This is a genomic window from Bacillus cereus group sp. N8, from assembly GCF_016483685.1.
Taxonomy (GTDB): Bacteria; Bacillota; Bacilli; order Bacillales; family Bacillaceae_G; genus Bacillus_A; species Bacillus_A proteolyticus.
Window position 1 is genome coordinate 171,788 of the sequence record NZ_JAEHBK010000001.1, and the last position, 25,038, is coordinate 196,825.

Sequence of the window (25,038 nt, forward strand, 5' to 3'; positions counted from 1 at the left end):
TATAACTCATTTTCTCTTAACAGTCTTCTATTAAATTTGATAGTGGGAAATGAATAACCTAATTAGGGGGACAAGACAGTGAAAAAGTTTGTAAAAAAAGCATGGCCATTTGCAGTTGTGGCGTCGTTAGCAGTTACTTCGGTAGCAACATGGAATTTTACGCGTTCTAGTGAGGTGAATGCAGATGAGAACGGAAACAATGCAAAAATTAAAAATGTCATCGTATTAATTGGGGACGGTATGGGGCCTTCATATATGACAGCTCATCGTTATATGAAAGATAATCCAAAAACATTTGAGATGGAATCTACAGAATTTGATAAACATCTTGTAGGAACACAAAAAACATATCCAGAAGATGAACATGAAAATATTACAGACTCTGCATCGGCAGCTACTGCGATGTCAGCAGGTATAAAAACATATAATGCAGCTATTGCAGTAGATAATGATAAAGCTGAAGTGAAAACAGTATTGGAGCAAGCGAAAGAAAAAGGGAAGTCAACGGGACTCGTTGCAACTTCTGAAATTACGCATGCAACACCAGCTGCATTCGGTGCACATGATATTAGTCGTAAAAATATGGACGCAATTGCAAATGATTACTTTGATGAGAAAATTAAAGGTAAGCATAAGATAGATGTTATGCTTGGCGGTGGTGTAAATAACTTTGTTAGAAAAGACCGCAATCTTACAGAAGAATTTAAGAAGTCTGGTTATAGTTATGTAACAGATCGTAATCAATTATTAAATGATAAAAGTGATCAAGTTCTTGGTTTATTTGCACCAGGTGGTTTAGATAAAATGATTGACCGTAATGATAAAACACCGTCATTAGAAGAGATGACAAATGCAGCGATTGAGCGCCTGAACAAAAATAAAGATGGTTTCTTCTTAATGGTCGAAGGTAGTCAAATTGATTGGGCTGGACATGATAATGATATTGTCGGTGCAATGAGTGAAATGGAAGACTTCGAAAAAGCATTTAAAGCAGCGATTGAGTTTGCGAAAAAAGATAAGAACACATTAGTTGTTGCAACTGCGGATCATTCTACTGGCGGTTTATCTTTAGGTGCGAATGGTGAATATAACTTTAAAGTAGATCCGATTAAAGCTGCGAAACGTACGCCAGACTTTATGGCAAATGAGATTGCAAAAGGTGCAAATGTAGAAGAAACATTGAAAAAGTATATTGATTTACAGTTAACACCAGAAGAAATTAAAGCTGTAAATGATATCGCTCCATCAAAAGATGTAACAAAGATTGATAATGCAATTGAAGATATCTTCAATAAGCGTTCGGTTACAGGCTGGACAACGGGTGGACATACAGGTGAAGATGTAAACGTATATGCATTCGGACCAGGTAAATACTTATTCTCTGGGGTTCAAGAGAATACAAACATAGCGAAACGTGTCTTTGACATCGTTGGCGGCGGCGATCCAAATAAAGGAAGACGCTAATTAAAAAGAAAAGTGAGGCGAAATGCCTCACTTTTCTTTTTAGGAGGAAATAACAGTAAGTGAAAACATAGATAAACGTTGGCATGTGTAGTGGAATATAAACCAAAAGAGTTTTCAGAGATGATCAATGTGTCTATTAATACATTGCAAATATGGGATAAGCAAGGTGTTTTAATTACTTATCGAAACCCAAAGGAGAGAAGATACTATACAGAAAGACAATATAGAGAATATATGGGTATTCAAGAAGAAAATAAAGTAGGTAAAACAGTTATTTACACAAGAGTATCAAACCAAGGACAAAAAGATGATTTAGAGAGTCAGATTGAGTTTTTGAAAACATTTGTAAATGCACGAGGGATGATTGTAGATGAAGTTATCATTGTAAATAATGAAAAGTTGTCTCCACAAGAAGAACTTCTTCAGGATTTGATATCTATCGTTCATGTATGCAGTTGTAGAATTTACGGGTTAAGGAAATACAAAAAGAAAATAACGGAGGATGAAGATTTATGAAAAGAGCATATCTAATAGAAATCCATCCGATAAAAGAACAAGTAACCCAAATAAATCAGACGATTGGTGTGTGTAGGTATGTTTACAACCTGTATATCTCTAAAAACAAAGAGTTGTATGAAGCAGAAGGAAAGTTTCTAAGTGGGTATGACTTTTCAAAATGGTTGAACAATGTCTATACAAAAGAATGTGATCAGTGGATAAAAGAAGTATCAAGTAAAGCTGTAAAACAAGCGATTATGAACGGGGATAAAGCTTTTAAGCGATTTTTTAAGGGTTTATCTAAATTTCCGCGATATAAGAAAAAGAAGAAGCAAGATGTGAAGTGTTATTTTCCTAAAAACAACAAAACAGATTGGACAGTAGAAAGGCATAGAATAAAAATCCCCACAATTGGTTGGATAAGATTAAAAGAATATGGATATATCCTTACAAATGCAACTGTAAAAAGTGGCACAGTATATCAAAGAGCAGGAAGATACTTTGTATCTGTGCTTTGCGAATTGGAAGAAACAAAAGCGAAGCCAACACTCCATTCAACAGGTTTAGGGATTGATTTAGGGGTGAAGGATTTCGCTGTACGTAGCGATGGAAAAATTCACGAAAATATAAATAAAACAGTACAAGTAAAAAAGATAGAAAAACGGTTAAAACGTGAACAACGCTCTTTAGCGCGTAAATTTGAAAATCTAAAAAAGAGAGGTGAAAAATCTGTTACTAATAAAAGAGCGAATATAGATAAAACTGTTCTTAGGGTGCAAAAGTTGCACGCTCGATTAGCGAATATTCGACTAGAGTATGTAAAGTCTATAGTAACGAATGTGGTGAAAACCAAGTCAACGTTTATTACAGTGGAAGATTTGAATGTGAAAGATATGCTGAAGAATAAACATCTATCTAAAACGATTGTCAAGCAGTCTTTTTATGCTTTTAAAACGTGGCTTTTGACGAAGTGTGAGGAATATGGAATTGAATTACGTCAAGTAGACCGGTTTTATCCATCGTCAAAGTTGTGCTCATGTTGCGGTCAAAAGAAAGCGGATTTAAAGCTGTCTGACCGGGTATATACATGTGAATGTGGCAATGTAATGGATAGAGATTTGAACGCAGCGATCAATCTTTTACAAGCAAAAGAATATACAATACTAACGTAAATAGATTGTATATATGTACGGTGGGCTACATCGGAATTTACGCCTGTGGAGTGTTACAGCAAACTGTAGTAGCGAGTGATTGGCGAGACAGGACACGTAGAAGCAGGAATACTCTAAGAATATACATTTGTCTATATTTTTAGTAGCAGATGGAAAGATGAGGATTTTTTTAGGGAAAGTAAGATTCCTTTTAGTATTTGTATTATTGCTAGTTGGATGTCAATCTCAAGAGAATAATATAGAACAAAAATCTGCTAAAAAAACTGAGGAAAAGGTACAGATAACGAAAGAAGAAGAGAAATCCATTCAAGATGTTATTGAGGCATTTGTACGGACGACGAATGAAAAAAATCTTGCTGAACATATGGAGTTGTTTTCAAAGAAGATGCCTAGTGCTGAAGACTTAAAAACACAAAAGGAAGCGGCATTTCAAAAGGGAAATAAGAAAATTGAATTAGAGCATATGAATATGAAAGCTCTTAAAGAGGGACTTGTTATCGTTGAAACGGCGGAAAAAGAAGTAGATGGAGGAGTTACTCTTCAGAAGAAAATGCAGTATGCACTTGGAAAAGAAGACGAAGGGTGGAAGATTGAAGAGGTTCGTACGGTAGGGAAGAAATAAAGTGAAACTTTAATCAGTGGGGGGTGTCCATCCCCCACTGATTATTAGCCTTCACCAATCGGGCTTTTACGGCATAAAAAAAGGTTCTCATAGGAGAGAACCTTTTTATAGTGGTAATAAAATTTGATTTGAACATGCTTCAATGTCATCAATATCTTGACGGATTGTTGCCATCTTATTATCAAGATCTTCAGCTTTCATAGCAGCGTCATGTAGTTCATCTTTCAAATAGTCAGGTATATTTCCTTCATATTTGTAGTAAAGTTTATGTTCTAAACTTGCCCAAAAGTCCATGGCAAGTGTACGTAATTGAATTTCTGCAAAGACATCTTTCGTACCAGAATTTAGTGACAATGGATACTTTATTATCATGTGTAAACTTTTATAGCCATTTCCTTTTGGATTAGCAATATAATCTTTTACTTCTACAATTTCCATGTCTCCACGATTTTCAATAACCTCTTTTAAATGGTAAATATCTTCTACAAAGCAACATGTAATACGGATGCCAATAATATCTTGTAATTGTGTTTGAGCATTTTCAACTGTTGGTGATAAGTTTTTACGCTCAAGCTTCCTAATGATACTTTCGGGTTGTTTAAGTCTTGTTTTTATATGTTCAAACGGGTTGTAGTCTTCTAAAAATTGAGCTTCCCGGTTCATAATTTCAAATTTAGTTTTTAACTCTTCTAAAGCGAATGTATAAGGTAATACAAAAGCTTTCCAGTAGTTAACTGTTGATTGGTTATATTCCATTTATATACACACCTTTTCTTATTTACAAGTGAAGTTGTTATTATACTAAACACCAAATCATGTAGGCGCAAGCAGCAAATGATGAAATCATAAAGCGATATTTAGTTTTCATATTTTCAACTCCTTTCAAATGAAATTTTATATATTAATAAACGCAGTTGTTAGTAAGTTCACTATGTACAATTCCAATAGTAATAGATTCATGTGAAATTCGTATGAACTAATTGTTTCAGTTTTTTGTCTTTTTGTTAATGAGTTTTGGTTTTGTTTGTTATAATTACCTTAAATTGTAATAAGGAGAAGGTATAATGAATCAAAAAGATAAAGAAAGAAAAGAGCAAGTGGCTCATATTATTAACATTCCAGATGATTATAGGCTTGTTGTAGATGATCAAGAAGGAGTGGATGATCCTCATCATTTATTATGGTGGGGGCATAAAGAGGATGAGGAGAAACAGATACAAATTTCATTAAATAGGCATACTGGTAATCTATTTGAATTCAGGATAGATGATGAAAATTATTTTTCGAGTGATAAAGAAGTGATGGAGGAGAATAAGGCAAGAGAGGTTGCAAATGTATTTATAAAAAAATATGTGGAAGACGGATTAGAATTTTATACATATGTGTCAATTAAGGACGACAGGCGTGGCTGGAAAGAAATAAATTATATGCAAGAAGTGAATGGGTATCCATTGCCGAATACGGGGTGTGTTGTGCGTGTTCATCCTTCAGGTAATGTTGTGAATTTCCATTATAATGGACAAAAAGCGATAGAGAAAAAAACGTTATGGCCAAGTGAAATTGTTGAGGAGAATATCGTTTTAGAAACTTTGAAAGCTAGACAAGATATGAGACTTGTATTTGTAGATTTAACATACTCCTCATGTAAATATGAAAATGGGGAAGAAGTAAAAGGGTACCATCTTGTATATGAACCAGAGCCTAGTCATGCGTTTATTGATGCAAGTACAGGTAAAGATTTGTTTGGCCCAGATCATTATAAATTGCCTCCAACTGTAGCTGTTGAAAAATCGAAAAAAGGTAGTCAACAAGATGATATATTCGATTTATTTGACTGGGATAAAGAAAGTTTTACAAAAGTAGCTGAGACAGAAAATGAAGATGGAATAAGGATGAAATTTGTTCCGAAAGAGGAATTACAAAAACAGAAAGAAGAAAAGAATCCATATTTAATGAATGAATTCTTTAAAAAGCATTTACCGATGTTAAAATATAATAATTTAATTGGCATTACGGTTGATAAATTAACCAATGAATTAATTGGCTTTATAAAACTGACAGAAGATAAAGAAGCAAAACAAATACTGTCTAGAGAGGAATGTTTACAAAAAGCAATTCAATTTTTAGAGCGAGTTATTCCGGATATCACACAATATCTTCGTCTTTGGGAGGAACGTGAAGAAGCAGAAGATGGGATTGAAAGGTTTATCTTTTCCGTATATGTGAATGGGATTCCAATAGACTATATGCAATTTATGATCAACATCAATACAGAAAATGGTGCTGTGATGCACTACTCCGGAGAGTCTAGCAAATTTATAAAAGAATTACTTACATATGAAACAACACCAAAAGTAACAAAAGAAGAAGCGTTAGAAATATACAGAGAGGCTATCCGAGTAAAATTAGAATGGTCTATAGATCATGACGTAGAGGAAACGGTATATCAATTGCTGTATAAACAAACAACGGATGAAAATTATAAAGAATTCTTCGACGGTAGTCGAGAAATTCGTTATATTAATGCGCATACTGGAGAAAAAATTTGGAGCAAATAAGTCTTTAAATAGGGAAAAAGGTCTTCGAGAGAAGACCTTTTTTAGAAAGAACGATTATTCTTCGCATGTATCAATTTTGTATAACCATTTCTGTACACTAGCAGGTGGTCCTTCTGTTCTCCACTTTGTTGTACACATTCCACAGGAGCAGTGAATTTTTCCTTTTGCAAAAATACCAGCTGTTTCAGGTGTATGTCCCCATGCGTGTTTTGCGATAATCATCTTTCGGCGCATCGTACGCTGACGTTGGTGTCTTGTATAAGCACGTGTTCTTTCAAATTTCATATTTGTTATCCCTCCTTGTAGTATAAGTAGCTTGCAAGAGCGTACAAGGAGTTCATCTCTTACAAGCTACTTATGAACAAGAGGGTGATGAAATGTTTCATATTCCACTCCCCAATCTTTTGTTTAAGTATACGTAGCAAAGCTTTTTGAGACAAATATTATGCGTAAAAACATATTGGAATGATATCGTACAGACACAAACAACCTCATGCCCACATACACATAATAAAGACCACTATTTTGGCGGAGGTGAAAGGTTTGAGTCTATTCGCCGCAATTGGATATATGGTTCGAGAGGTGTTTGTCTTTGTTTCTTATGTGAAGAATAATGCGTTCCCGCAGCCGTTATCATCAGATGATGAGAGAAAGTACTTAGAGTTAATGGAGCAAGGTGATGCTCAAGCGAGAAATCTTTTAATTGAACATAATTTACGGCTTGTAGCTCATATCGTTAAGAAATTTGAAAACACCGGTGAAGATGCAGAAGATTTAATTTCAATTGGTACAATTGGGCTCATTAAAGCGATCGAGAGTTATTCTGCAGGGAAAGGAACTAAGCTTGCGACGTATGCAGCACGCTGTATCGAAAATGAAATTTTGATGCATTTACGTGTGCTAAAGAAGACGAAAAAAGATGTTTCACTTCATGATCCAATCGGGCAAGATAAAGAAGGGAATGAAATATCGCTTATTGATATATTAAAATCAGAGTCTGAAGATGTAATTGATATGATTCAGCTTAGTATGGAGTTAGAAAAGATTAAAGAGTATATAGATATTTTAGACGAACGAGAAAAGGAAGTTATCGTGAAGCGTTTTGGACTTGGGCTTGATAAGGAAAAAACGCAGCGGGAGATTGCTAAGGCACTTGGTATTTCCAGAAGCTACGTATCAAGAATTGAAAAGCGCGCTTTAATGAAAATGTTCCATGAATTTGTAAGGGCAGAGAAAGAGAAGAAAGCGAAAGAATAGAGTATAGGAAAGGCAACCGTATTTCAAAAGCGGCTGCCTTTTCTTCTGTAAAAAGGAAAGAAAACGAGCTGCTCTAAGAAGAAATACATGTTCACTGTTGAAAATGGCGGGTTCTATCTGTAATATTAGAAGGTGCTAAACAATTTAAGAATAAAAATTATACTTAGCTTTCTTCATGTATAACGAGACGGCTCCATGCTATATGTGGGAATAAGAACCAATTCTACATATGATATAGAGAGAAAAGAAGGAGAAACTAAAGTTATAGACTGGTTAGGAGGTTTCGTAATTTGCGACGTACATTATATCGACTTATGATCGAACTTACAAATGGTCGTTTTACTTCTTATATATTACGTAAATTTGCACAATCGCGTTTGAGCTCTATCATTATTCCATCGTATGCGAAAGTTTTTCAAATTAATCAAGATGAGATGGAAAAGGGTTTGAAGGAATATCAAACATTGCATGATTTATTTACGCGTAGGCTAAAAGAAGGAAAGCGTAGTATTGATGCAGATGCATCGAGTATCGTTAGTCCTGTTGATGGTGTTTTTGCTGATCAAGGTCCTATTGAGGATACAAAAACATTCGATATAAAAGGAAAGCGTTATTCAATTGTGGATATGCTAGGTAATGAAGAGCGTGCAAAGCGATATGCAGGCGGTACATACATGGTAATTTATTTGAGTCCAAGTCATTATCATCGTATTCATAGTCCGCTCTCTGGATCTGTCACTGAAAGATTTGTACTTGGCAGAAAATCATATCCGGTAAATGCAGCGGGTATGGAGTATGGAAAAGAACCATTGTCAAAAAATTATCGCTCTGTTACAGAAGTAAATAGTGAAGGTGAACATATGGCGCTTGTAAAAGTAGGTGCCATGTTTGTTAATAGTATTGAGCTCCTTCATGAAAGAAGTACTGTTCAAAAAGGTGAAGAGATGGCATACTTTACATTTGGTTCAACAGTTGTTTTATTATTTGAAAAAGATATGATTGAAGCAGTGCAGGAATTGACAAGTGGACAAGAGCTGCGTCTGGGTGAAAAAATTGCAACACGATTATCTCATAAGTAAAGAAAAGATTTTATAATATACTTATGAAGCTCTAATTAAGAAATATGGACAAAGATGCTTAATGAAGAAATCCCCTAGATGGGAGTACTTGTTTATTCGAGAGCCATCGCAGGATGGCTCTTTTTACAGGTCAACCAGCAATCTATATGTACTCAAGAAGATTTGACGAGCTTGTCCTCTAACGAGCGTCGAATAATTTCTTGTTTTATAAGTAAAATGAAGTCGGGATTTAATTTTAGTTCTTTTGCTTTATAATAAGACTCAGTGAGTAACTCAGTAGATAACTGTTCCATATGTTTTGTTTTCAAGGTGAGTCACCTCCTAATAATATAAGGATTGATTCGTTGTTGCATTTAATGTACCAAAAAAATATGACAGTCACAAACAAGAGGTTATCCACATACCTCAGTGGATAAAATGTGTATAGATTGTTAGTAAATTCCAAATTAACTGAAAAATTAATGTGGAAAGTGTGTACAAGTTTATCCACAGGTTATCTATCGAAAAATGTTGTCGAAAAATTTTATGAAAAATCCTCAAAGAGGTGAAAGAAATTGAAGTTATTTTTACCAAATGAATATGTGAAAAATGTATATCATGTTCAACCAGAAGATTTGAAAAAGCGTGGAATTAAAGGAGTTATCACTGATTTAGATAACACTTTAATTGAATGGGATCGTCCAAACGCAACACCGCAGCTTGAAGAGTGGTTTTTGAAAATGAAAGAAAATGATATTCAAGTAACGGTCGTTTCAAATAATAACGAGCAACGCGTTAAAGACTTCGCTGACCCATTAGGTATTCCGTTTATTCATAGCGCGCGTAAACCGTTTGTTCGTGCCTTTAAGCGCGCAATAAACGAGATGCACCTGCAACCAGATGAAGTTGTAGTAATTGGAGATCAGTTACTAACGGATGTGCTCGGTGGGAATCGTGTGGGACTTCATACAATTTTAGTTGTACCAGTAGCGCAAACAGACGGATTGGTAACACGCTTTAATCGAAAAATTGAACGAAGAATTATGAGAAACATGAAGAAAAAAGGCTTAATTAATTGGGAGGAATAAAGTTTGACTGAAACAATTAAATGTATTGGTTGCGGTGTAGAAATTCAAACAGAAAATAAAAATGAAGTAGGATATGCTCCTGCATCATCTTTAGAAAAAGAACAAGTAATTTGCCAACGCTGTTTTCGTTTGAAACATTATAACGAAATTCAAGACGTATCTTTAACAGATGATGATTTCCTTCGTATTTTGAACGGAATTGGACAATCAGACGCACTAGTGGTTAAAATCGTAGATATTTTCGATTTCAATGGTAGCTGGTTACCGGGTTTACATCGTTTTGTAGGGAATAATAAAGTGTTACTTGTTGGGAATAAGGCTGACTTAATTCCAAAGTCAGTTAAGCATGATAAAGTAAAACATTGGATGCGCTATAGTGCAAAGCAACTTGGTTTAAAACCAGAAGATGTCTTTTTAATCAGTGCAGCTAAAGGGCAAGGAATCACTGAACTTGCGGATGCAATTGAGTATTACCGCGAAGGTAAAGATGTTTATGTTGTTGGATGTACGAATGTTGGTAAATCAACATTTATTAATCGTATGATTAAAGAGTTTAGTGATGAGACTGAGAATGTAATTACAACATCACATTTCCCAGGAACAACACTTGATTTAATTGATATTCCATTAGACGAAGAATCTTCTTTATTTGATACGCCAGGGATTATTAACCATCATCAAATGGCACATTATGTTGGGAAACAAAGCTTAAAGCTTATTACACCGACTACAGAAGTTAAGCCAATGGTATTCCAATTAAATGAAGAACAAACATTATTCTTTGGTGGATTAGCACGATTTGATTATGTAAGTGGAGGCCGCCGTGCATTCACTTGTCATTTCTCAAACCGTTTAACAATCCATCGTACAAAGCTTGAAAAGGCTGATGAATTGTACGAAAGACACGCTGGAGAATTATTGAATCCACCGACACCAGAAGAATTAGAAAATATGCCTGAGTTTGTGAAATATGAATTTAATATTCGTGAGCCAAAAACAGACGTTGTATTCTCTGGATTAGGATGGGTTACTGTGAATGAATCAGGAGCAAAAATTGTTGCTCATGTACCAAAAGGAGTAAGTGTTTCATTGCGTAAATCTTTAATTTAATATGGAGAGGGATTTATGAAACAATTATATGGTGTAATCGGAAATCCAATTGGACATTCATTATCACCCATTATGCATAACGATGCATTTGAACACTTGAATATGGATGCCCATTATCATGCGTTTCTTGTAGAAGAAGAAGCGCTAGGGGAAGCAGTAAAAGGTTTGAAAGCATTAGGTATTTCCGGATTTAATGTCACGACTCCGCATAAAGTTGCGATTATGGAGTACTTGGATGAGATTGCCCCGCTTGCAAGGCAAATCGGTGCGGTAAATACAGTAGTTCATCGAGATGGAAAATTGATTGGGTATAATACGGATGGAATTGGTTTTGTTCGTGCCTTACAGTCAATTAGTAAAGAGCCGCTTCAAGAGAAACGTATTTTATTGCTCGGTGCAGGCGGTGCTAGTCGAGCTATTTATTTCTCACTTGCAGATGTAGGTGTGACAGCAATTGATATTGCTAATCGTACGAGAGATAAGGCGGAGAATCTTGTCGCTGGATGTTTGGAAAATGTTAATTCACATGCCCTATCGCTAGAACACGCAGCAAAAGCTCAAGGGGAATATGATATTATCATTCAAACAACAACGATAGGTATGCATCCGCATGTTGAGCATACGCCGTTCGAAATTCGTTCATTGAAAAAAGGAGCGATTGTTTCTGATATTATTTATAATCCATTTGAAACGAAAATTTTAGGCGATGCGAAAGAACAAGGTGCAATAATTCAAAATGGAATCGATATGTTCGTTTATCAAGGTGCACTTGCATTTGAAATGTGGACAGGTTGTGTGCCGAATATTGATAGAATGAAACAATTAGTAATGAGAGAGCTTGGAGGCTAATTATATGTTAACAGGAAAACAAAAAAGATTTTTACGTGCAAAGGCACATCATTTAACACCGATTTTTCAAGTTGGAAAAGGTGGCGTAAATGAAAATATGGTGAAACAAATTGGAGAAGCATTAGAAGTTCGTGAACTATTTAAAGTGAGTGTACTACAAAACTGTGAATTTGATCGTCGTGAAGTTGCAGAAGAACTTGCACAAGGTGCGCGAGCTGAAATCGTTCAAGTAATCGGAAGCACAATTGTTTTATACAAAGAATCTAGAGAAAATAAGCAAATTAAGCTTCCACGATAAAAGGTATACGTGAGTTATTTCGTAATAGGCGCTTGATATGTAGAAAGTGAAACCAATTGAACTTTTATTAACAGTAGACTCTCTTCGAATATTTATGAGGAGAGTTGCTGTATGTAAAAGGAAGGAGCGTTTCTTTTGAGAAAAATTGGTATTATTGGTGGCACGTTTGATCCACCTCATAATGGGCATTTGTTAATTGCAAATGAAGTGTATCATGCTTTAGGGTTGGAAGAGGTATGGTTTTTACCGAATCAAATTCCACCGCACAAGCAAGGACGTAACATTACGAGTGTGAAAAGTCGATTAAACATGTTGCAAATAGCGACTGAGGAAGAAGCATACTTTTCAATTTGTTTAGAAGAGCTAGACAGAGAAGGCCCATCTTATACGTACGATACTATGGTACAATTAACGGAGAAGTATCCGGATGTGCAGTTTCACTTTATTATTGGCGGAGACATGGTTGAGTATTTGCCGAAGTGGTATAACATTGAAAAGTTACTTAAACTTGTGACTTTCGTTGGAGTTGCAAGACCAGGTTATACATTACATACGCCTTATGATATCGTAAAAGTGGAAATTCCGGAGTTTGCAGTTTCTTCTTCTTTGTTACGTGAGAGATATATGACGAAGAAAACGTGCAAATATTTACTCCCCGAAAAAGTACAGGTATATATCGAGAGGAATGGGTTGTATGAATCGTGAGGAAGCACTTAGCATTGTCAAACAACAAATGCATGAAAAACGTTATATACACACGGTTGGTGTAATGGAAACAGCGATTGAACTTGCTCGGTCATATGGTGTAGATGAGAAGAAGGCAGAGACGGCTGCTATATTTCACGATTATGCAAAATGTAGAGCGATTCCAGAAATGGAAGAGATTATTAAGAGAGAAGCTTTGCCGAAGGATCTACTGCACTATAACAAAGAGTTATGGCATGCACCTGTTGGGGCATACTTAGTAGAAAAAGAAGTAGGTATTACTGATCCTGAAATTCTACAAGCCATTACATATCATACAAGTGGTCATGAAAAAATGACAATGTTAGATAAAGTTATTTATGTAGCGGATTACATTGAACCAGGACGTAAGTTTCCTGGTGTGGAAGAAGCGAGGGAACTCGCATATAAAGATATAAATCAAGCTTTACTGTTTGCTTTAAAGCGAACAATTCAATTTTTAATGGAAAAAGATCAAACGATTTATCCATTAACATTCCAAACATACAATGCAGTTATCAAGGAGGAAATTAATAAATGAAAGATAAAGAGTTATTAGTATTAGCGGCAAAAGCAGCTGATGATAAGAGAGCAGAAGATATGGTTGTACTAAATATGCAAGGTATTTCACCGATTGCAGACTATTTTATTATTTGTCACGGAAATTCAGACAAGCAAGTGCAAGCAATTGCACGTGAAATTAAAGCGAAGGCACATGAGTTCGAAATTAACGTGCAACGTATGGAAGGCTTTGATGAAGCGCGTTGGGTTTTAGTAGATCTTGGTGATGTGGTTGCTCATGTATTCCATAAAGACGAGCGTAATCACTATAATTTAGAGCGTCTATGGGGCGATGTGCCGCGTGAAGATATTGCAGATGAGCTAGATCAATGAAATACGAACAATTTGCTTTGCTGTATGACGAACTGATGAATGATGTCCCTTATGATAAATGGGTGGAATTCACAGAGGAAAGTTTGCAACAGGCATCTATGAAAGAGGCAAAAATTCTTGACGTAGCATGTGGAACGGGTAACGTAACACTTCCGCTTGTGCGAAAAGGTTATGATTTAATTGGTGTAGATCTATCTGAAGAAATGTTAACTGTTGCACAGCAGAAACTAGGAGGGGAAGGTTACTTTATTCCTTTTTACCAACAGGACATGAGAGAGCTTGATGTTCCCGGTGAATTTGATTGTGTGACAATCTTTTGTGACTCATTAAATTATGTATTGCAAGAAGATGGAGTACAAGAAACATTTAGAAGAGTTTTCCACCATTTACGTCAAGATGGCTTGTTTTTATTCGATGTACACTCTTTATATAAAATACATCATGTATTTCAAAATGAAACGTACACAGTGAATGGCGAAGAAATATCACTTATTTGGAACTGCTTCCCTGGAGAAGAATCAGATAGTGTGGAACATGATTTAACATTCTTTGTTCAAGATCCAGAAGAAGATGTGTATCATCGTTTTGACGAATGTCACGTGCAACGTGCATATCAGGTTGAAGAGCTAACGAAATGGCTTGAAGAAGCTGGTTTTACGGTGCTTCGCGTGACTGGTGACTTTGAGCGACTTGAAGTTACAGAACAAACAGAGCGTATTTTCTTCATGGCGAAGAAAAATAGATAAAACAAAAGCAACCGCTAAGGTTGCTTTTGTTTTATAGAAAAGATGTAGTTTTAGTTCTAGAAAAATAAAGAGATGATATGTGTAAAGTGTAAAAATACTAGTTTTAGTGAAAATGTAGCATGAAAAAGATAAGTATTAATTAAAGGATTTGGAATTACGATGGAGTATTTATTATGTGTGTTTATTGAATTGCTGCTCAACGCATTTTAAATCTTCATCAAATTTCTCATGTGTCCGTTCGATTAATTTATGAAACATATCCCCAACATGTTCTTCTAAAACACGAATACCTTCTCCTGTAACGCCGCCTTTGACACATACCTTTTCTTGTAAAGTAGGTAATGTGAAAATTTCTTTTTCAAGTAATTTCCCCATTCCAATGACCATTTCACTTACTAAAGTAGTGGCTTCTTCATGTGTAATGTTTGTTTTATCTACAGCAGCGTTAATAAAACATTGTAATAAATAACTAAAAAAAGCAGGGCCACAGCTTGCTATATCAGATGAAACGCGCGTTATATCTTCTTCTATAACAAGGGGAGTAGAAATGTTTTTGAATAGATGAAGTAGTTTTTGTTTCCATTCTTCAGAGCAGTTATTTCCAAATGTAAATAGTGATGCGCCAGATAAAGCACGGTTTGTAATACTTGGAATGATTCGTGCGATATGGCAAGGTATAAGCGTTTCTAATTGTGATGGAGATATTGGGCTTGTAATAGAAACTAAGCACTTTTCATCTGAAAAATGTTCAGCGTATTTTTGTAGGATAGGGTATATATCTATCGGTTTTACGCAAATGAAAATAAGCTGGGAGTGTTCGATTACCTCTTGGATTGTTTTGGCTATATGAACAGAAGGGTATTTTTCCTTTATATGATATGCTTTGGCAGGCGTCCGATTAATAATAGTAAGGCACGAAGGTTTGACAGCACGGGTTTCTAAAAATGCATCGATTAGTATATTCCCCATGTTCCCTGTCCCTATAATTCCTATGTTCAATGTTTCATCCCTCCTTCGTAACGGCTTTCTCCTAAACAATATGAATGATGTTATGAATTTATGATTAGAGGTGTAAAATGATGTGGGATTTTCCAAAGAAATGGTTGGGGTTAGTGGTTATTATTGGAACTGTAATTTTTCTTCTTTTCTGGAAAACGAACCAGCATGCAGAGCAAACAATTATGACAACAGATGTCAAAATGAAAGAGGTGGAGAAAAAAGGGAAGCCGAAAGAGTTGGGCACAAAGGAGCAGAAAAAAACCATTGTAATTGATGTAAAAGGAGCTGTTTTTAAAGAGGGTGTGTATGAAATGAAGGAAGGAGAGCGGGTGAAGGATGCGGTTGAAAAAGCAGGTGGTTTTTTACCGGATGCAGAGGTAAAGAAAGTGAATTTGGCACAAGTTATACAAGATCAAATGCTTCTTTATATTCCGAGCAAAAATGAACCAGTGCAAGAGGGAGCTGCTTCTTCAAAAAAAGAGGGGAAAGTACAAATAAATACAGCTTCTAAAGAACAACTTGAAAAAATAACAGGTATTGGTTCCCGGAAAGCGGAAAGTATTTTGAAATATCGAGAAGAACACGGACCGTTTCAGAAAATAGAAGATTTATTGGAGATTGACGGGATTGGAACGAAGTCACTTGAGAAAATAAAAGATCAAATAATTATTCCGTAAAAGATTGACGAAGTTTTTCTTTTTTCGCTACACTACAAGTAGACAAAAAAGTAGGTGAAGATATGGAACGAATTTCATGGGATCAATATTTTATGACGCAAAGCCATTTATTATCTTTGCGTAGTACATGCACAAGGCTTGCGGTAGGAGCGACAATCGTTCGTGATAAACGAATTATTGCTGGCGGATATAACGGTTCAATTAAAGGTGGTGTGCATTGTATAGACGATGGTTGCTATGTCATTGATAATCATTGTGTTCGTACAATTCATGCTGAAATGAATGCTTTATTGCAATGTGCGAAGTTTGGTGTGAAAACAGAGGAATCGGAAATATATGTTACGCATTTCCCTTGTTTGCAATGTTGCAAAGCGATTATTCAAAGTGGTATTACAGCAGTTTATTATGCACAGGATTATAAAAACCATCCGTATGCCATAGAGTTGTTTGAACAAGCAAATGTGACAGTGAAACACGTTCCGCTAGAATATGATATTGCTTCGCTAGAGGAGCAAGAGCGTCATTTGCAGTTAAAAGAACTATTCTCATCTTTCGAAAAAGATAGTTTGTCAATGGAAGAATTACAGCATGTATTCACTAAAGTAAAAATGATGCTATAAGGAGTGGATATGAGTTGCAGGGACAATGGGGCTATGTTGCAATCTCGTTTATAATGGGGATTGCAATTGCCTTTTCCTCGTCGTATTTGTTGACTGCTTGTTGTTTCGTTGGTTATGTTTTATTTTATTTGTATCGTACTTCTCATATAACCTTCACCATTTGTATGTTAGCGTGTTTTAGTGGCGCTATGTATACCGCATATGTTCAAAGTCAAAATAAGCCTCTAGGAGAGTCCTACGAAGTTACACGAGGTGTTATACAAAATACACCTTTTATTAATGGGAATCGCCTTTCTTTTCAAATTAAAGATCAAAATGAGAATATAGTGCAGTTGAACTATAAAATTCAATCTGCATCAGAAAAGGAGCAATTGCGCCAATTATTTGCAGGAATAGCATGTACATTTAAAGGGGAGAAGCAAGAACCGCAAACTGCCAGAAATTTTCATGCTTTTGATTATCGTGATTATTTATACCAGCAAAAAATACATTTTATATTCAATGTGATAGATATTTCTGAATGTCATAAAACATCGTTGTCTCTCGTGCAGTGGATTTTCTTTTTTAGGCAACAAGTAATCTCGAAAGTTACAGAAATATTTCCGGAACAGTCAGGTGCTTTTATGAACGCATTATTATTTGGAGATCGACAACAAATGTCGTTTGAAGTAGAAGAACAATATCAACAATTTGGTCTTATACATCTGTTGGCAATTTCAGGTTCGCATATCGTACTGCTGATAGTTATAATGTATTTTGTTTTACTAAGAAGTGGTGTAACGAAGGAGAGAGCAACAGTATGTCTTATAGTTTGTATTCCTCTGTATATGATTATAGCAGGTGCATCACCGTCTGTCGTAAGGGCTTCTATAACAGGAGTATTGTTACTAGTAGCTTTCATATGTTCTGTTCGCTTATCTAGCTTAGATGCATTAAGTATAACTGCTATATGTATGCTTATATACGATCCGTATCTTATTTTCAATATTGGATTCCAGTTTTCATTTGTAGGTAGCTTTGCCTTACTGTTATCTGCCCCGATATTACTAGCACGTAGTAACGGAGCAATCCGAAATGCGATTTATATTTCTGTTGTTTCACAGCTCGTTAGCACCCCGATTTTGCTATATCATTTTGGTTATTTTTCTCCTTATAGTATTTTCCTCAATCTTTTGTATGTTCCGTTTCTATCTATTCTTGTATTACCCTGTAGCATTGTTATCCTTCTATGTATGCCAATCATTCCATTTCTTGCGAAAGGAATTGCATATGTATTATCGATATGTTTAACCGTTTCTAATAATTTTTTAAGCTACTGTGAAAATTTCCCGTTTATCCGCCTTACTTTCGGCCAAACCCCCTTAATTCTTGTGATTATATATTGTTTTAGCATTATTAGCATATTGGTGTTTTGGGAAAAGAGAATATCCCAAAGGATTTTTTTCATGGTTGTAGGCGTATTTCTTTTTATTTGTACGTGTCATTATGTATCACCATATTTTCGCGAAAGTGGAAGTGTTACATTTCTTGATGTTGGACAGGGAGATGCGATATTAATTCGTCTCCCGTACGATAAAGGGGTTTATCTTATTGATACAGGTGGAGCGCTTCATATCAAGAAGGAGGCGTGGCAAGAAAAAAAGCATGAATTTTCTGTTGGACATGATATTCTTATTCCTTTTTTACAAAAGGAAGGTATTAAAACAATTGATAAATTAATTGTAACGCATGGAGATGCGGATCATATAGGTGCTGCACAGGATTTATTATCATCTATTACTATAAAAGAAGTTGTATTTGGGAGAAAGGACCAAGATGCTGTATTAGAAAAAGCGTTAAAGAAACAAGCTTTAGCAAAGAGAGTGAAGGTAAGTGTAGTAGGAGAGGGTGAGAGCTGGAGAGTAAATGAAGCAGAATTTTTTGTGTTAGCTCCAAAAGGAAAAGAAAAAGGAGAAAATGATTCTTCGGTTGTAATATGGGCGAAATTAGGAGGGTTAACATGGTTATTCACGGGTGACTTAGAAGAAGAAGGTGAACGGCTTGTAGTATCAACATATCCGGAGTTGCGGGCTGACATTTTGAAGGTTGCGCATCATGGGAGTAAAACGTCATCTACCGAACCTTTTTTGAGCCTTGTGCAGCCGAGTGTAGCGATTATTTCAGCTGGAGAGCGCAATAGGTATGGGCACCCGCATAAGGAAGTTATAGAGGGTTTTAAGAAGGATGGTATTGAAATATGGCGCACAGATAAGCAAGGTGCCATTTCTTATGTTTTTAAAGGGGGAAAAGGAACCTTTCGCAGTAAAATCACATATGATGAAACACATAATAGATAAAAAAGAAGACTGCCATTAAGCGGCAGCCTTTAAGAACCGATAAATTTAATAACAGTTGCAATGATGAAAAGTGTTGCGAAAAAACCAAATGAGACGATAAATCCTACCCCTGAATCAATAGCGTCATTGCGTTTACTTTGAACGTTTTGTTCAAAATTATTCATTTAGAATCCCTCCCCAACATTCCACTTTAGTATAAAATATTGTCAGAAAAAAATCTACAATTTATAAATGGAGAAAAAAAGAGCATATATACTCTTTTTTGTTAGCTAAGTAACAAGAGTTTTTTGTTTCCAAGCATGTTAACAGTTGGCACTTATACTTGGATTACTATTGTAAATAATAAAGGGAAGGTGATTACCGCACACCAATAAGAAATCCGGGGCTTATTGCGTGGCGTTTTATATAAATAAAGGGACGGGTTATAAAGCCTGTTCCTTTGTACTTGTAAAACAAAAGCTAGGGCATTAGTATAAATATATATTGCCAAGTTAGGGAGTAGGAAAAAGTATGAGTGATATACATAAGAAAATTAAAAAGAAACAGTTTGCTCCGTTGTATTTACTGTATGGAACGGAAGCGTATTTTATAAATGAAACGATAAAACTGATTACAACGGAAGCACTCGAAGAGGAAGATCGAGAGTTTAATGTTGTGACATATGATTTGGAAGAAGCGTATTTAGAAGACGTGGTTGAGGATGCACGTACCCTTCCATTCTTTGGAGATCGTAAAGTTATATTAATAAAATCACCATTATTTTTAACGGCACAAAAAGAAAAATTAGAACAAAATATAAAAATTTTAGAAGAATATATCGGAGAACCTTCTCCTTTTTCTATTCTTGTTTTCGTTGCGCCTTATGAAAAATTAGATGAACGAAAAAAAATTACGAAACTATTAAAGAAAACAGCGGATATAGTAGAAGCGAATGCGATGCAAGTGCAAGATGTCCAGAAGTGGGTTGTTTCTCGTGCGGAAGAGGCGCATGTATATATTGATAACACGGCTGTTAGTTTGTTATTAGAGCTTGTGGGAAGTAATGTCACAATGTTAGCGAAGGAAATGGACAAGCTAACGTTATATGTCGGTATGGGCGGGGAAATTACATCGAAACTTGTGGCGGAACTTGTACCAAAATCCGTTGAGCAAAATGTGTTTGCTTTGACAGAAAAAGTAGTAAAAAAAGATATCGCAGGTGCGATGCAAATTTTGGATGGATTATTCACACAACAGGAAGAACCAATTAAGTTACTCGCATTGTTAGTAAGTCAATTCCGTTTGCTGAATCAAGTAAAGGAGTTACAACAGCGCGGTTATGGACAAAATCAAATTGCTTCCCATATTGGTGTACATCCGTATCGTGTAAAGTTGGCGATGAATCAAACGAAATTTTTCTCTTTTGAAGAATTAAAAAGAGTTATTTTAGAATTAGCGGAAGCTGATTACAGTATGAAGACTGGAAAAATGGATAAGAAACTTGTGCTCGAGTTTTTCTTAATGCGGTTAAATCATCTGTAATGATACAAAAAAGTTCATGTACTTGTTACATGAACTTTTTTGTATATAAAAAAACGATCCGAATGGATCGTTTTTTAAACGCCTTACGCGTTTACTTGTTTCGCTAAGCGAGATTTTTGACGAGCTGCAGCGTTTTGGTGGATAAGACCTTTACGAGCTGCTTTGTCAAGTTTTTTAGAAGCAGTTTTGAAAGCTTCTTTAGCATTTTCAAGATCGTTATTAGTAACTAAAGCTTCTACAGTTTTAACAGCAGAACGCATGTCAGACTTGATAGAAGCGTTATGTGCACGACGCTCTTCGCTAAGTTTAGCGCGTTTGATAGCAGATTTGATGTTTGCCATACTTTTCACCTCCCTGGTGCAATCGAATGACTCGATTCTTACATAGAACAAGTGATATTCTATCAAACGGTGAAGAGAATTGCAATAGTATATCAATGAAATTTCACGTAAAGGAAAGAATGACCTTATATAACTTTGGGAAATCTAACGATATTTACTATGAATTACGGAGGAGATACGATGAAAGAACCATTAGATTTAAGTAAATATAATGTTAGAACTGACCTTGCTGTAGAGGCACACCAAATGCTGCAAGAGCGCCAAGAAGAACAAAAAGGGATACAAGGAGTTATTGTAAAAGAGAGGGAAGAAGAGGGAGTTACAATTACAAAAGTAACTATTGATGAAATTGCATCTGAATCGATGGGGAAAAAACCTGGAAATTATTTAACTCTTGAAGTGCAAGGTATACGTCAACAAGATACAGAACTTCAACAAAAAGTAGAGCGTATTTTTGCGAAGGAATTTTCTTATTTCCTAGAGGATGTTGGAGTTTCAAAAGAAGCAAGTTGTTTAATTGTTGGTCTTGGGAATTGGAATGTAACGCCAGATGCGCTCGGACCGATAGTTGTAGAAAACGTACTGGTAACGAGACATTTATTTCAATTACAGCCTGAAAGTGTAGAAGAAGGATTTAGACCTGTTAGTGCAATCCGTCCAGGAGTAATGGGAATTACAGGAATTGAAACGAGCGATGTGATTTATGGAATCATTGAGAAAACAAAGCCAGACTTTGTAATTGCAATTGATGCATTAGCTGCCCGTTCTATTGAACGAGTAAATAGCACGATACAAATTTCTGATACGGGGATTCATCCTGGATCAGGTGTTGGGAATAAACGTAAGGAACTAAGTAAAGAAACATTAGGAATTCCTGTTATTGCGATTGGTGTTCCAACTGTAGTAGACGCAGTTTCTATTACGAGTGATACAATCGATTTTATTTTGAAGCACTTTGGAAGAGAGATGAAAGAGGGACATAAGCCGTCACGATCTTTATTACCAGCGGGATTTTCATTTGGAGAAAAGAAAAAGTTAACAGAAGAAGATATGCCGGATGAAAAGAGCCGAAATATGTTTTTAGGTGCTGTCGGTACGTTGGAGGATGAAGAGAAGCGGAAATTAATTTATGAAGTGTTATCTCCTCTTGGTCATAATTTAATGGTGACCCCAAAAGAAGTAGATGCTTTTATAGAGGATATGGCAAATGTAATAGCAAGTGGTTTAAATGCAGCGCTGCATCATCAAATTGATCAGGATAATACAGGGGCATATACACATTGATGGGAAGAGATGACAATAGTTGGAGTCGATTTGCGCTCTTGTGTATGTGTGGTACAGTCGTATGCTTACTTATGATGATAGCTGGAGTAGGGCTCGCTAATCATGGCTTGAAAAGCATGAAGGGCTATCGTCAGCTGTCATATGAACAAATTGCTCATATGACAGGAACAGAAGGTGCAGGAGCTGAATCGGAAATTTTGAGCGAGGCATTTTCAGCTGCTGAAAAACAAAAACAGTTAGAAAATTTAAGGAGTTTCAATGTCGTAGAAGGTATTGGTATGGCGATAGCAAGTGTTGCTTATGAAATAATAAAGTTTGGAACGGATATAGTTGTTGGGAAAGTCAAAGAGATTTTTAGCTAAGAGTAGCGAGAAGCACGGTTGTCTTATCGTTTTGTACGACAGCCGTTTTTTTATTTGAAAAAGGTTTGTCTCTTATGGTTTGTTCGCATAAGATATAGATAGAATGATTTGTCTTGTAAGCAGCACGAGTTTTCATTGAATCTTTGCTGCTCTATTGATATAATCAGTGCTAGTGTATATTGGCGAGACTATTAGGAGTTGAGAACATAGATGAATAAAGAAGAAAGAGCAAAAAGACAGTCCAAAATTCGTAACTTCTCCATCATTGCTCACATTGACCACGGGAAATCAACGTTGGCAGACCGTATTTTGGAGAAAACAAACGCGTTAACACAGCGCGAAATGAAGGCGCAATTACTTGACTCTATGGAGTTAGAGCGTGAGCGCGGTATTACAATTAAATTAAATGCAGTACAATTAACGTATAAAGCGAAAGACGGTGAAGAGTATATTCTTCACTTGATCGATACACCAGGACATGTCGACTTTACGTACGAAGTATCTCGTAGTTTAGCGGCTTGTGAAGGTGCAATTCTTGTTGTGGATGCAGCGCAAGGGATTGAGGCACAAACATTAGCGAATGTATATTTAGCTCTTGATAATAATTTAGAAATTTTACCAGTTATTAATAAAATCGACTTACCAAGTGCGGACCCAGAACGCGTACGTCAAGAGGTAGAAGATGTAATTGGTTTAGATGCATCGGAAGCTGTACTTGCTTCGGCGAAAGCTGGCATTGGTATTGAGGACATTTTAGAACAAATAGTTGAAAAAGTACCAGCTCCAACAGGTGATTCAGAAGAGCCGTTACAATGTATGATTTTCGACTCTTTATATGATCCGTATCGTGGTGTAATTGCATATATCCGTGTTGTAAATGGAACGGTAAAAGTTGGCGATAAAGTACGTATGATGGCAACTGGAAAAGAATTTGAAGTAACAGAAGTAGGTGTGTTTACACCGAAAACAACGCAACGTGACGAGTTAACAGTAGGTGATGTAGGTTTCTTAGCAGCGTCTATTAAAAATGTTGGTGATACACGCGTTGGTGATACGATTACACATGCGAAACGTCCAGCTGCAGAGGCGTTAGCAGGATATCGTAAGTTAAACCCAATGGTATTCTGTGGTTTATATCCGATTGATTCTGCTCGTTATAACGACTTACGTGATGCATTAGAAAAACTAGAATTGAATGATTCTGCTCTTGAATTTGAGCCTGAAACATCTCAAGCGCTAGGGTTTGGTTTCCGTTGTGGTTTCTTAGGACTTCTTCACATGGAAATTATTCAAGAACGTATTGAACGTGAATTTAAGATTGACTTAATTACAACAGCGCCAAGCGTTATTTATAAAGTTTATTTAACAAACGGTGAAGATGTTATTGTTGATAATCCATCTAATATGCCAGATCCACAGTCTATCGATCGTGTAGAAGAGCCGTTTGTGAAAGCAGCAATTATGGTTCCGAATGACTATGTTGGAGCTGTAATGGAAATTTGCCAAGGTAAACGTGGAACGTTTATTGATATGCAATATTTAGATGAAACACGTGTTACATTGACATATGACATCCCGTTATCAGAAATCGTATATGATTTCTTCGATCAATTGAAATCAAATACGAAAGGATATGCATCATTTGACTACGAGTTAATTGGTTATAAACCATCTAAACTTGTGAAAATGGATATTCTTTTAAATAATGAACAAGTGGATGCTTTATCATTTATTGTGCACCGTGATTCAGCGTATGACCGTGGTAAAGTAATCGTAGAGAAATTAAAAGAATTGATTCCAAGACAACAGTTCGAAGTGCCAATTCAGGCTACTATCGGAAACAAGGTTGTAGCGCGTTCTACAATTAAGGCGATGCGTAAAAACGTACTTGCAAAATGTTACGGTGGTGACATTTCTCGTAAGCGTAAACTTCTTGATAAGCAAAAAGAAGGTAAAAAACGTATGAAGTCTGTTGGTTCTGTAGAAGTACCACAAGAGGCATTCATGGCTGTACTGAAAATGGATGACAACTAATAATTAAAATAAAAAAGGAGTCGTTTATGCGGCTTCTTTTTTTCTGTATAATTACTTTTTAGACATCTTAGCCTCTCTCATTTACAATGATGAGAGAGCTTTTTAGTGATTGATCTAGAGTTAGGAGACTATTAATGTCCGAAAATATTCGTAAAGATATTCAAGATAAAATAGAAAAAGGGAATTTTAATTGTGAAAAGGAATTGACGCTTTCTATTATTAGTGGGAAGTGGAAAGTTGTGATATTGTGGCACTTAGGTGTGGAAGGTCCGCATCGTTTTAGTGAATTGCAACGACTGTTCCCGAGTATTTCTCATAAAGTGTTGTCGAATCAATTAAAAGAATTAACAGAGGACGGGATTGTTAATCGAACAGTATATCCGGAAATTCCTCCTCGTGTTGAGTATTATATGACGGAGCTAGGCATGTCGCTTTTACCGATTGTTGAAATGATGTATGATTGGGGAAAAATGCGAATGGAACAAATCCGTAATACGTTAGAGAAGTAGAGAATCCTCCGGAGTGCG

Annotated in this window: 29 protein-coding genes; 23 read left to right on the forward strand and 6 right to left on the reverse strand. The window is 35.9% G+C overall.

From position 1 onward, the window contains the following. Window positions 1–78 precede the first annotated feature (78 nt). The 4 genes from JDS80_RS00870 (at window position 79) to JDS80_RS00885 (ending at window position 3,756) form a co-directional block, all read left to right on the forward strand. Complete coding sequence (locus JDS80_RS00870; protein ID WP_199636810.1) at window positions 79–1,464, forward strand: alkaline phosphatase; 1,386 nt, start codon at window positions 79–81, stop codon at window positions 1,462–1,464. Window positions 1,465–1,584: 120 nt separating this feature from the next. After that, window positions 1,585–1,980 carry a MerR family transcriptional regulator gene (locus tag JDS80_RS00875; RefSeq protein WP_414645715.1) on the forward strand — a complete coding sequence of 132 codons (396 nt, stop codon included), beginning with the start codon at window positions 1,585–1,587 and terminating at the stop codon, window positions 1,978–1,980. Then, window positions 1,977–3,134 carry an RNA-guided endonuclease InsQ/TnpB family protein gene (locus JDS80_RS00880; RefSeq protein WP_414645716.1) on the forward strand — a complete coding sequence of 386 codons (1,158 nt, stop codon included), beginning with the start codon at window positions 1,977–1,979 and terminating at the stop codon, window positions 3,132–3,134. Before JDS80_RS00875 ends, JDS80_RS00880 begins: the two co-directional genes overlap by 4 nt. Before the next feature lie 157 nt (window positions 3,135–3,291). Beyond that, a complete protein-coding gene (locus JDS80_RS00885) occupies window positions 3,292–3,756 on the forward strand; it encodes a hypothetical protein (protein WP_199636812.1) in 465 nt (154 codons plus the stop codon). 105 nt (window positions 3,757–3,861) lie between these two features. On the opposite strand, the gene JDS80_RS00890 is transcribed toward JDS80_RS00885, so the two are convergent. Then, entirely contained in the window at window positions 3,862–4,512 is a 651-nt protein-coding gene (locus JDS80_RS00890; protein WP_002015229.1) for a GTP pyrophosphokinase, read from the reverse strand. Between the two features lie 308 nt (window positions 4,513–4,820). On the opposite strand from JDS80_RS00890, the gene JDS80_RS00895 reads away from it, so the two are divergent. Then, window positions 4,821–6,314 carry a YcdB/YcdC domain-containing protein gene (locus JDS80_RS00895; RefSeq protein ID WP_199636814.1) on the forward strand — a complete coding sequence of 498 codons (1,494 nt, stop codon included), beginning with the start codon at window positions 4,821–4,823 and terminating at the stop codon, window positions 6,312–6,314. 54 nt (window positions 6,315–6,368) lie between these two features. On the opposite strand, the gene JDS80_RS00900 is transcribed toward JDS80_RS00895, so the two are convergent. After that, window positions 6,369–6,599, reverse strand: coding sequence for a hypothetical protein (locus tag JDS80_RS00900; protein WP_199636815.1), 231 nt, complete (start codon window positions 6,597–6,599; stop codon window positions 6,369–6,371). Between the two features lie 258 nt (window positions 6,600–6,857). On the opposite strand from JDS80_RS00900, the gene sigK reads away from it, so the two are divergent. Together sigK and JDS80_RS00910 are read left to right on the forward strand one after the other, a co-directional pair. Next, complete coding sequence (gene sigK / locus JDS80_RS00905) at window positions 6,858–7,571, forward strand: RNA polymerase sporulation sigma factor SigK (RefSeq protein ID WP_000051382.1); 714 nt, start codon at window positions 6,858–6,860, stop codon at window positions 7,569–7,571. Window positions 7,572–7,861: 290 nt separating this feature from the next. Next, a complete protein-coding gene (locus tag JDS80_RS00910) occupies window positions 7,862–8,650 on the forward strand; it encodes a phosphatidylserine decarboxylase (RefSeq protein WP_071747392.1) in 789 nt (262 codons plus the stop codon). A 152-nt stretch (window positions 8,651–8,802) separates the two neighbouring features. Here the strand turns inward: JDS80_RS00910 and sda are convergent, their stop codons facing one another. Beyond that, entirely contained in the window at window positions 8,803–8,958 is a 156-nt protein-coding gene (gene sda / locus JDS80_RS00915) for a sporulation histidine kinase inhibitor Sda (RefSeq protein ID WP_000850094.1), read from the reverse strand. Window positions 8,959–9,204: 246 nt separating this feature from the next. Between sda and JDS80_RS00920 the strand changes: the two genes are divergently transcribed. The 8 genes from JDS80_RS00920 to JDS80_RS00955 all read left to right on the forward strand — a co-directional run bounded on the left by JDS80_RS00920 (window position 9,205) and on the right by JDS80_RS00955 (window position 14,337). Then, entirely contained in the window at window positions 9,205–9,717 is a 513-nt protein-coding gene (locus tag JDS80_RS00920) for a YqeG family HAD IIIA-type phosphatase (RefSeq protein ID WP_000765303.1), read from the forward strand. 3 nt (window positions 9,718–9,720) lie between these two features. After that, on the forward strand, window positions 9,721–10,827 hold the full coding sequence (gene yqeH, locus JDS80_RS00925) for a ribosome biogenesis GTPase YqeH (RefSeq protein ID WP_071771691.1): 1,107 nt from the start codon (window positions 9,721–9,723) through the stop codon (window positions 10,825–10,827). A gap of 15 nt (window positions 10,828–10,842) precedes the next feature. Beyond that, the gene (gene aroE / locus JDS80_RS00930; RefSeq protein WP_199636816.1) at window positions 10,843–11,676 is read left to right on the forward strand and encodes a shikimate dehydrogenase; all 834 of its coding nucleotides are present in this window, start codon (window positions 10,843–10,845) and stop codon (window positions 11,674–11,676) included. 4 nt (window positions 11,677–11,680) lie between these two features. Then, window positions 11,681–11,974: a ribosome assembly RNA-binding protein YhbY gene (gene yhbY, locus JDS80_RS00935; protein ID WP_000955223.1), complete on the forward strand. Its 294-nt coding sequence runs from the start codon at window positions 11,681–11,683 to the stop codon at window positions 11,972–11,974. Between the two features lie 135 nt (window positions 11,975–12,109). Beyond that, a complete protein-coding gene (locus JDS80_RS00940) occupies window positions 12,110–12,679 on the forward strand; it encodes a nicotinate-nucleotide adenylyltransferase (RefSeq protein WP_001226028.1) in 570 nt (189 codons plus the stop codon). Next, window positions 12,669–13,238, forward strand: a complete 570-nt coding sequence (gene yqeK / locus JDS80_RS00945) for a bis(5'-nucleosyl)-tetraphosphatase (symmetrical) YqeK (protein ID WP_071747388.1) — start codon at window positions 12,669–12,671, stop codon at window positions 13,236–13,238. The genes JDS80_RS00940 and yqeK overlap by 11 nt, the downstream gene beginning before the upstream one ends. Beyond that, window positions 13,235–13,591 carry a ribosome silencing factor gene (rsfS, locus tag JDS80_RS00950; protein ID WP_000653209.1) on the forward strand — a complete coding sequence of 119 codons (357 nt, stop codon included), beginning with the start codon at window positions 13,235–13,237 and terminating at the stop codon, window positions 13,589–13,591. The genes yqeK and rsfS overlap by 4 nt, the downstream gene beginning before the upstream one ends. Next, entirely contained in the window at window positions 13,588–14,337 is a 750-nt protein-coding gene (locus JDS80_RS00955) for a class I SAM-dependent methyltransferase (RefSeq protein ID WP_071747387.1), read from the forward strand. Before rsfS ends, JDS80_RS00955 begins: the two co-directional genes overlap by 4 nt. 171 nt (window positions 14,338–14,508) lie before the next feature. On the opposite strand, the gene comER is transcribed toward JDS80_RS00955, so the two are convergent. Continuing rightward, a complete protein-coding gene (comER, locus tag JDS80_RS00960; RefSeq protein ID WP_071747386.1) occupies window positions 14,509–15,336 on the reverse strand; it encodes a late competence protein ComER in 828 nt (275 codons plus the stop codon). Between the two features lie 77 nt (window positions 15,337–15,413). Between comER and JDS80_RS00965 the strand changes: the two genes are divergently transcribed. From JDS80_RS00965 to JDS80_RS00975, 3 genes are all read left to right on the forward strand, one after another. Beyond that, entirely contained in the window at window positions 15,414–16,013 is a 600-nt protein-coding gene (locus JDS80_RS00965) for a helix-hairpin-helix domain-containing protein (RefSeq protein WP_199636817.1), read from the forward strand. A gap of 62 nt (window positions 16,014–16,075) precedes the next feature. Further along, window positions 16,076–16,633, forward strand: a complete 558-nt coding sequence (locus tag JDS80_RS00970) for a ComE operon protein 2 (RefSeq protein ID WP_071747384.1) — start codon at window positions 16,076–16,078, stop codon at window positions 16,631–16,633. A gap of 14 nt (window positions 16,634–16,647) precedes the next feature. Next, window positions 16,648–18,969, forward strand: coding sequence for a DNA internalization-related competence protein ComEC/Rec2 (locus tag JDS80_RS00975; RefSeq protein ID WP_199636819.1), 2,322 nt, complete (start codon window positions 16,648–16,650; stop codon window positions 18,967–18,969). Window positions 18,970–18,998: 29 nt separating this feature from the next. Here the strand turns inward: JDS80_RS00975 and JDS80_RS00980 are convergent, their stop codons facing one another. Then, complete coding sequence (locus JDS80_RS00980) at window positions 18,999–19,133, reverse strand: YqzM family protein (protein WP_001058627.1); 135 nt, start codon at window positions 19,131–19,133, stop codon at window positions 18,999–19,001. Window positions 19,134–19,479: 346 nt separating this feature from the next. Between JDS80_RS00980 and holA the strand changes: the two genes are divergently transcribed. Continuing rightward, window positions 19,480–20,490, forward strand: a complete 1,011-nt coding sequence (holA, locus tag JDS80_RS00985) for a DNA polymerase III subunit delta (RefSeq protein ID WP_071771689.1) — start codon at window positions 19,480–19,482, stop codon at window positions 20,488–20,490. A gap of 83 nt (window positions 20,491–20,573) precedes the next feature. Here holA and rpsT read toward each other — a convergent pair whose 3' ends face one another. Beyond that, window positions 20,574–20,831: a 30S ribosomal protein S20 gene (gene rpsT / locus JDS80_RS00990; RefSeq protein WP_001274011.1), complete on the reverse strand. Its 258-nt coding sequence runs from the start codon at window positions 20,829–20,831 to the stop codon at window positions 20,574–20,576. 180 nt (window positions 20,832–21,011) lie between these two features. Here rpsT and gpr point away from each other — a divergent pair, with 180 nt between their 5' ends. The 4 genes from gpr (at window position 21,012) to JDS80_RS01010 (ending at window position 25,020) form a co-directional block, all read left to right on the forward strand. Then, window positions 21,012–22,115 (forward strand): GPR endopeptidase, encoded by a 1,104-nt coding sequence (gene gpr / locus JDS80_RS00995; protein ID WP_071747381.1) that lies wholly within the window; start codon window positions 21,012–21,014, stop codon window positions 22,113–22,115. Beyond that, a complete protein-coding gene (locus tag JDS80_RS01000) occupies window positions 22,112–22,477 on the forward strand; it encodes a DUF3679 domain-containing protein (protein WP_199636820.1) in 366 nt (121 codons plus the stop codon). Before gpr ends, JDS80_RS01000 begins: the two co-directional genes overlap by 4 nt. A 210-nt stretch (window positions 22,478–22,687) precedes the next feature. Next, a complete protein-coding gene (gene lepA, locus JDS80_RS01005; protein WP_071747380.1) occupies window positions 22,688–24,511 on the forward strand; it encodes an elongation factor 4 in 1,824 nt (607 codons plus the stop codon). A gap of 134 nt (window positions 24,512–24,645) precedes the next feature. Next, the gene (locus tag JDS80_RS01010) at window positions 24,646–25,020 is read left to right on the forward strand and encodes a winged helix-turn-helix transcriptional regulator (RefSeq protein WP_071771688.1); all 375 of its coding nucleotides are present in this window, start codon (window positions 24,646–24,648) and stop codon (window positions 25,018–25,020) included. The last annotated feature ends 18 nt before the right edge of the window (window positions 25,021–25,038 follow it).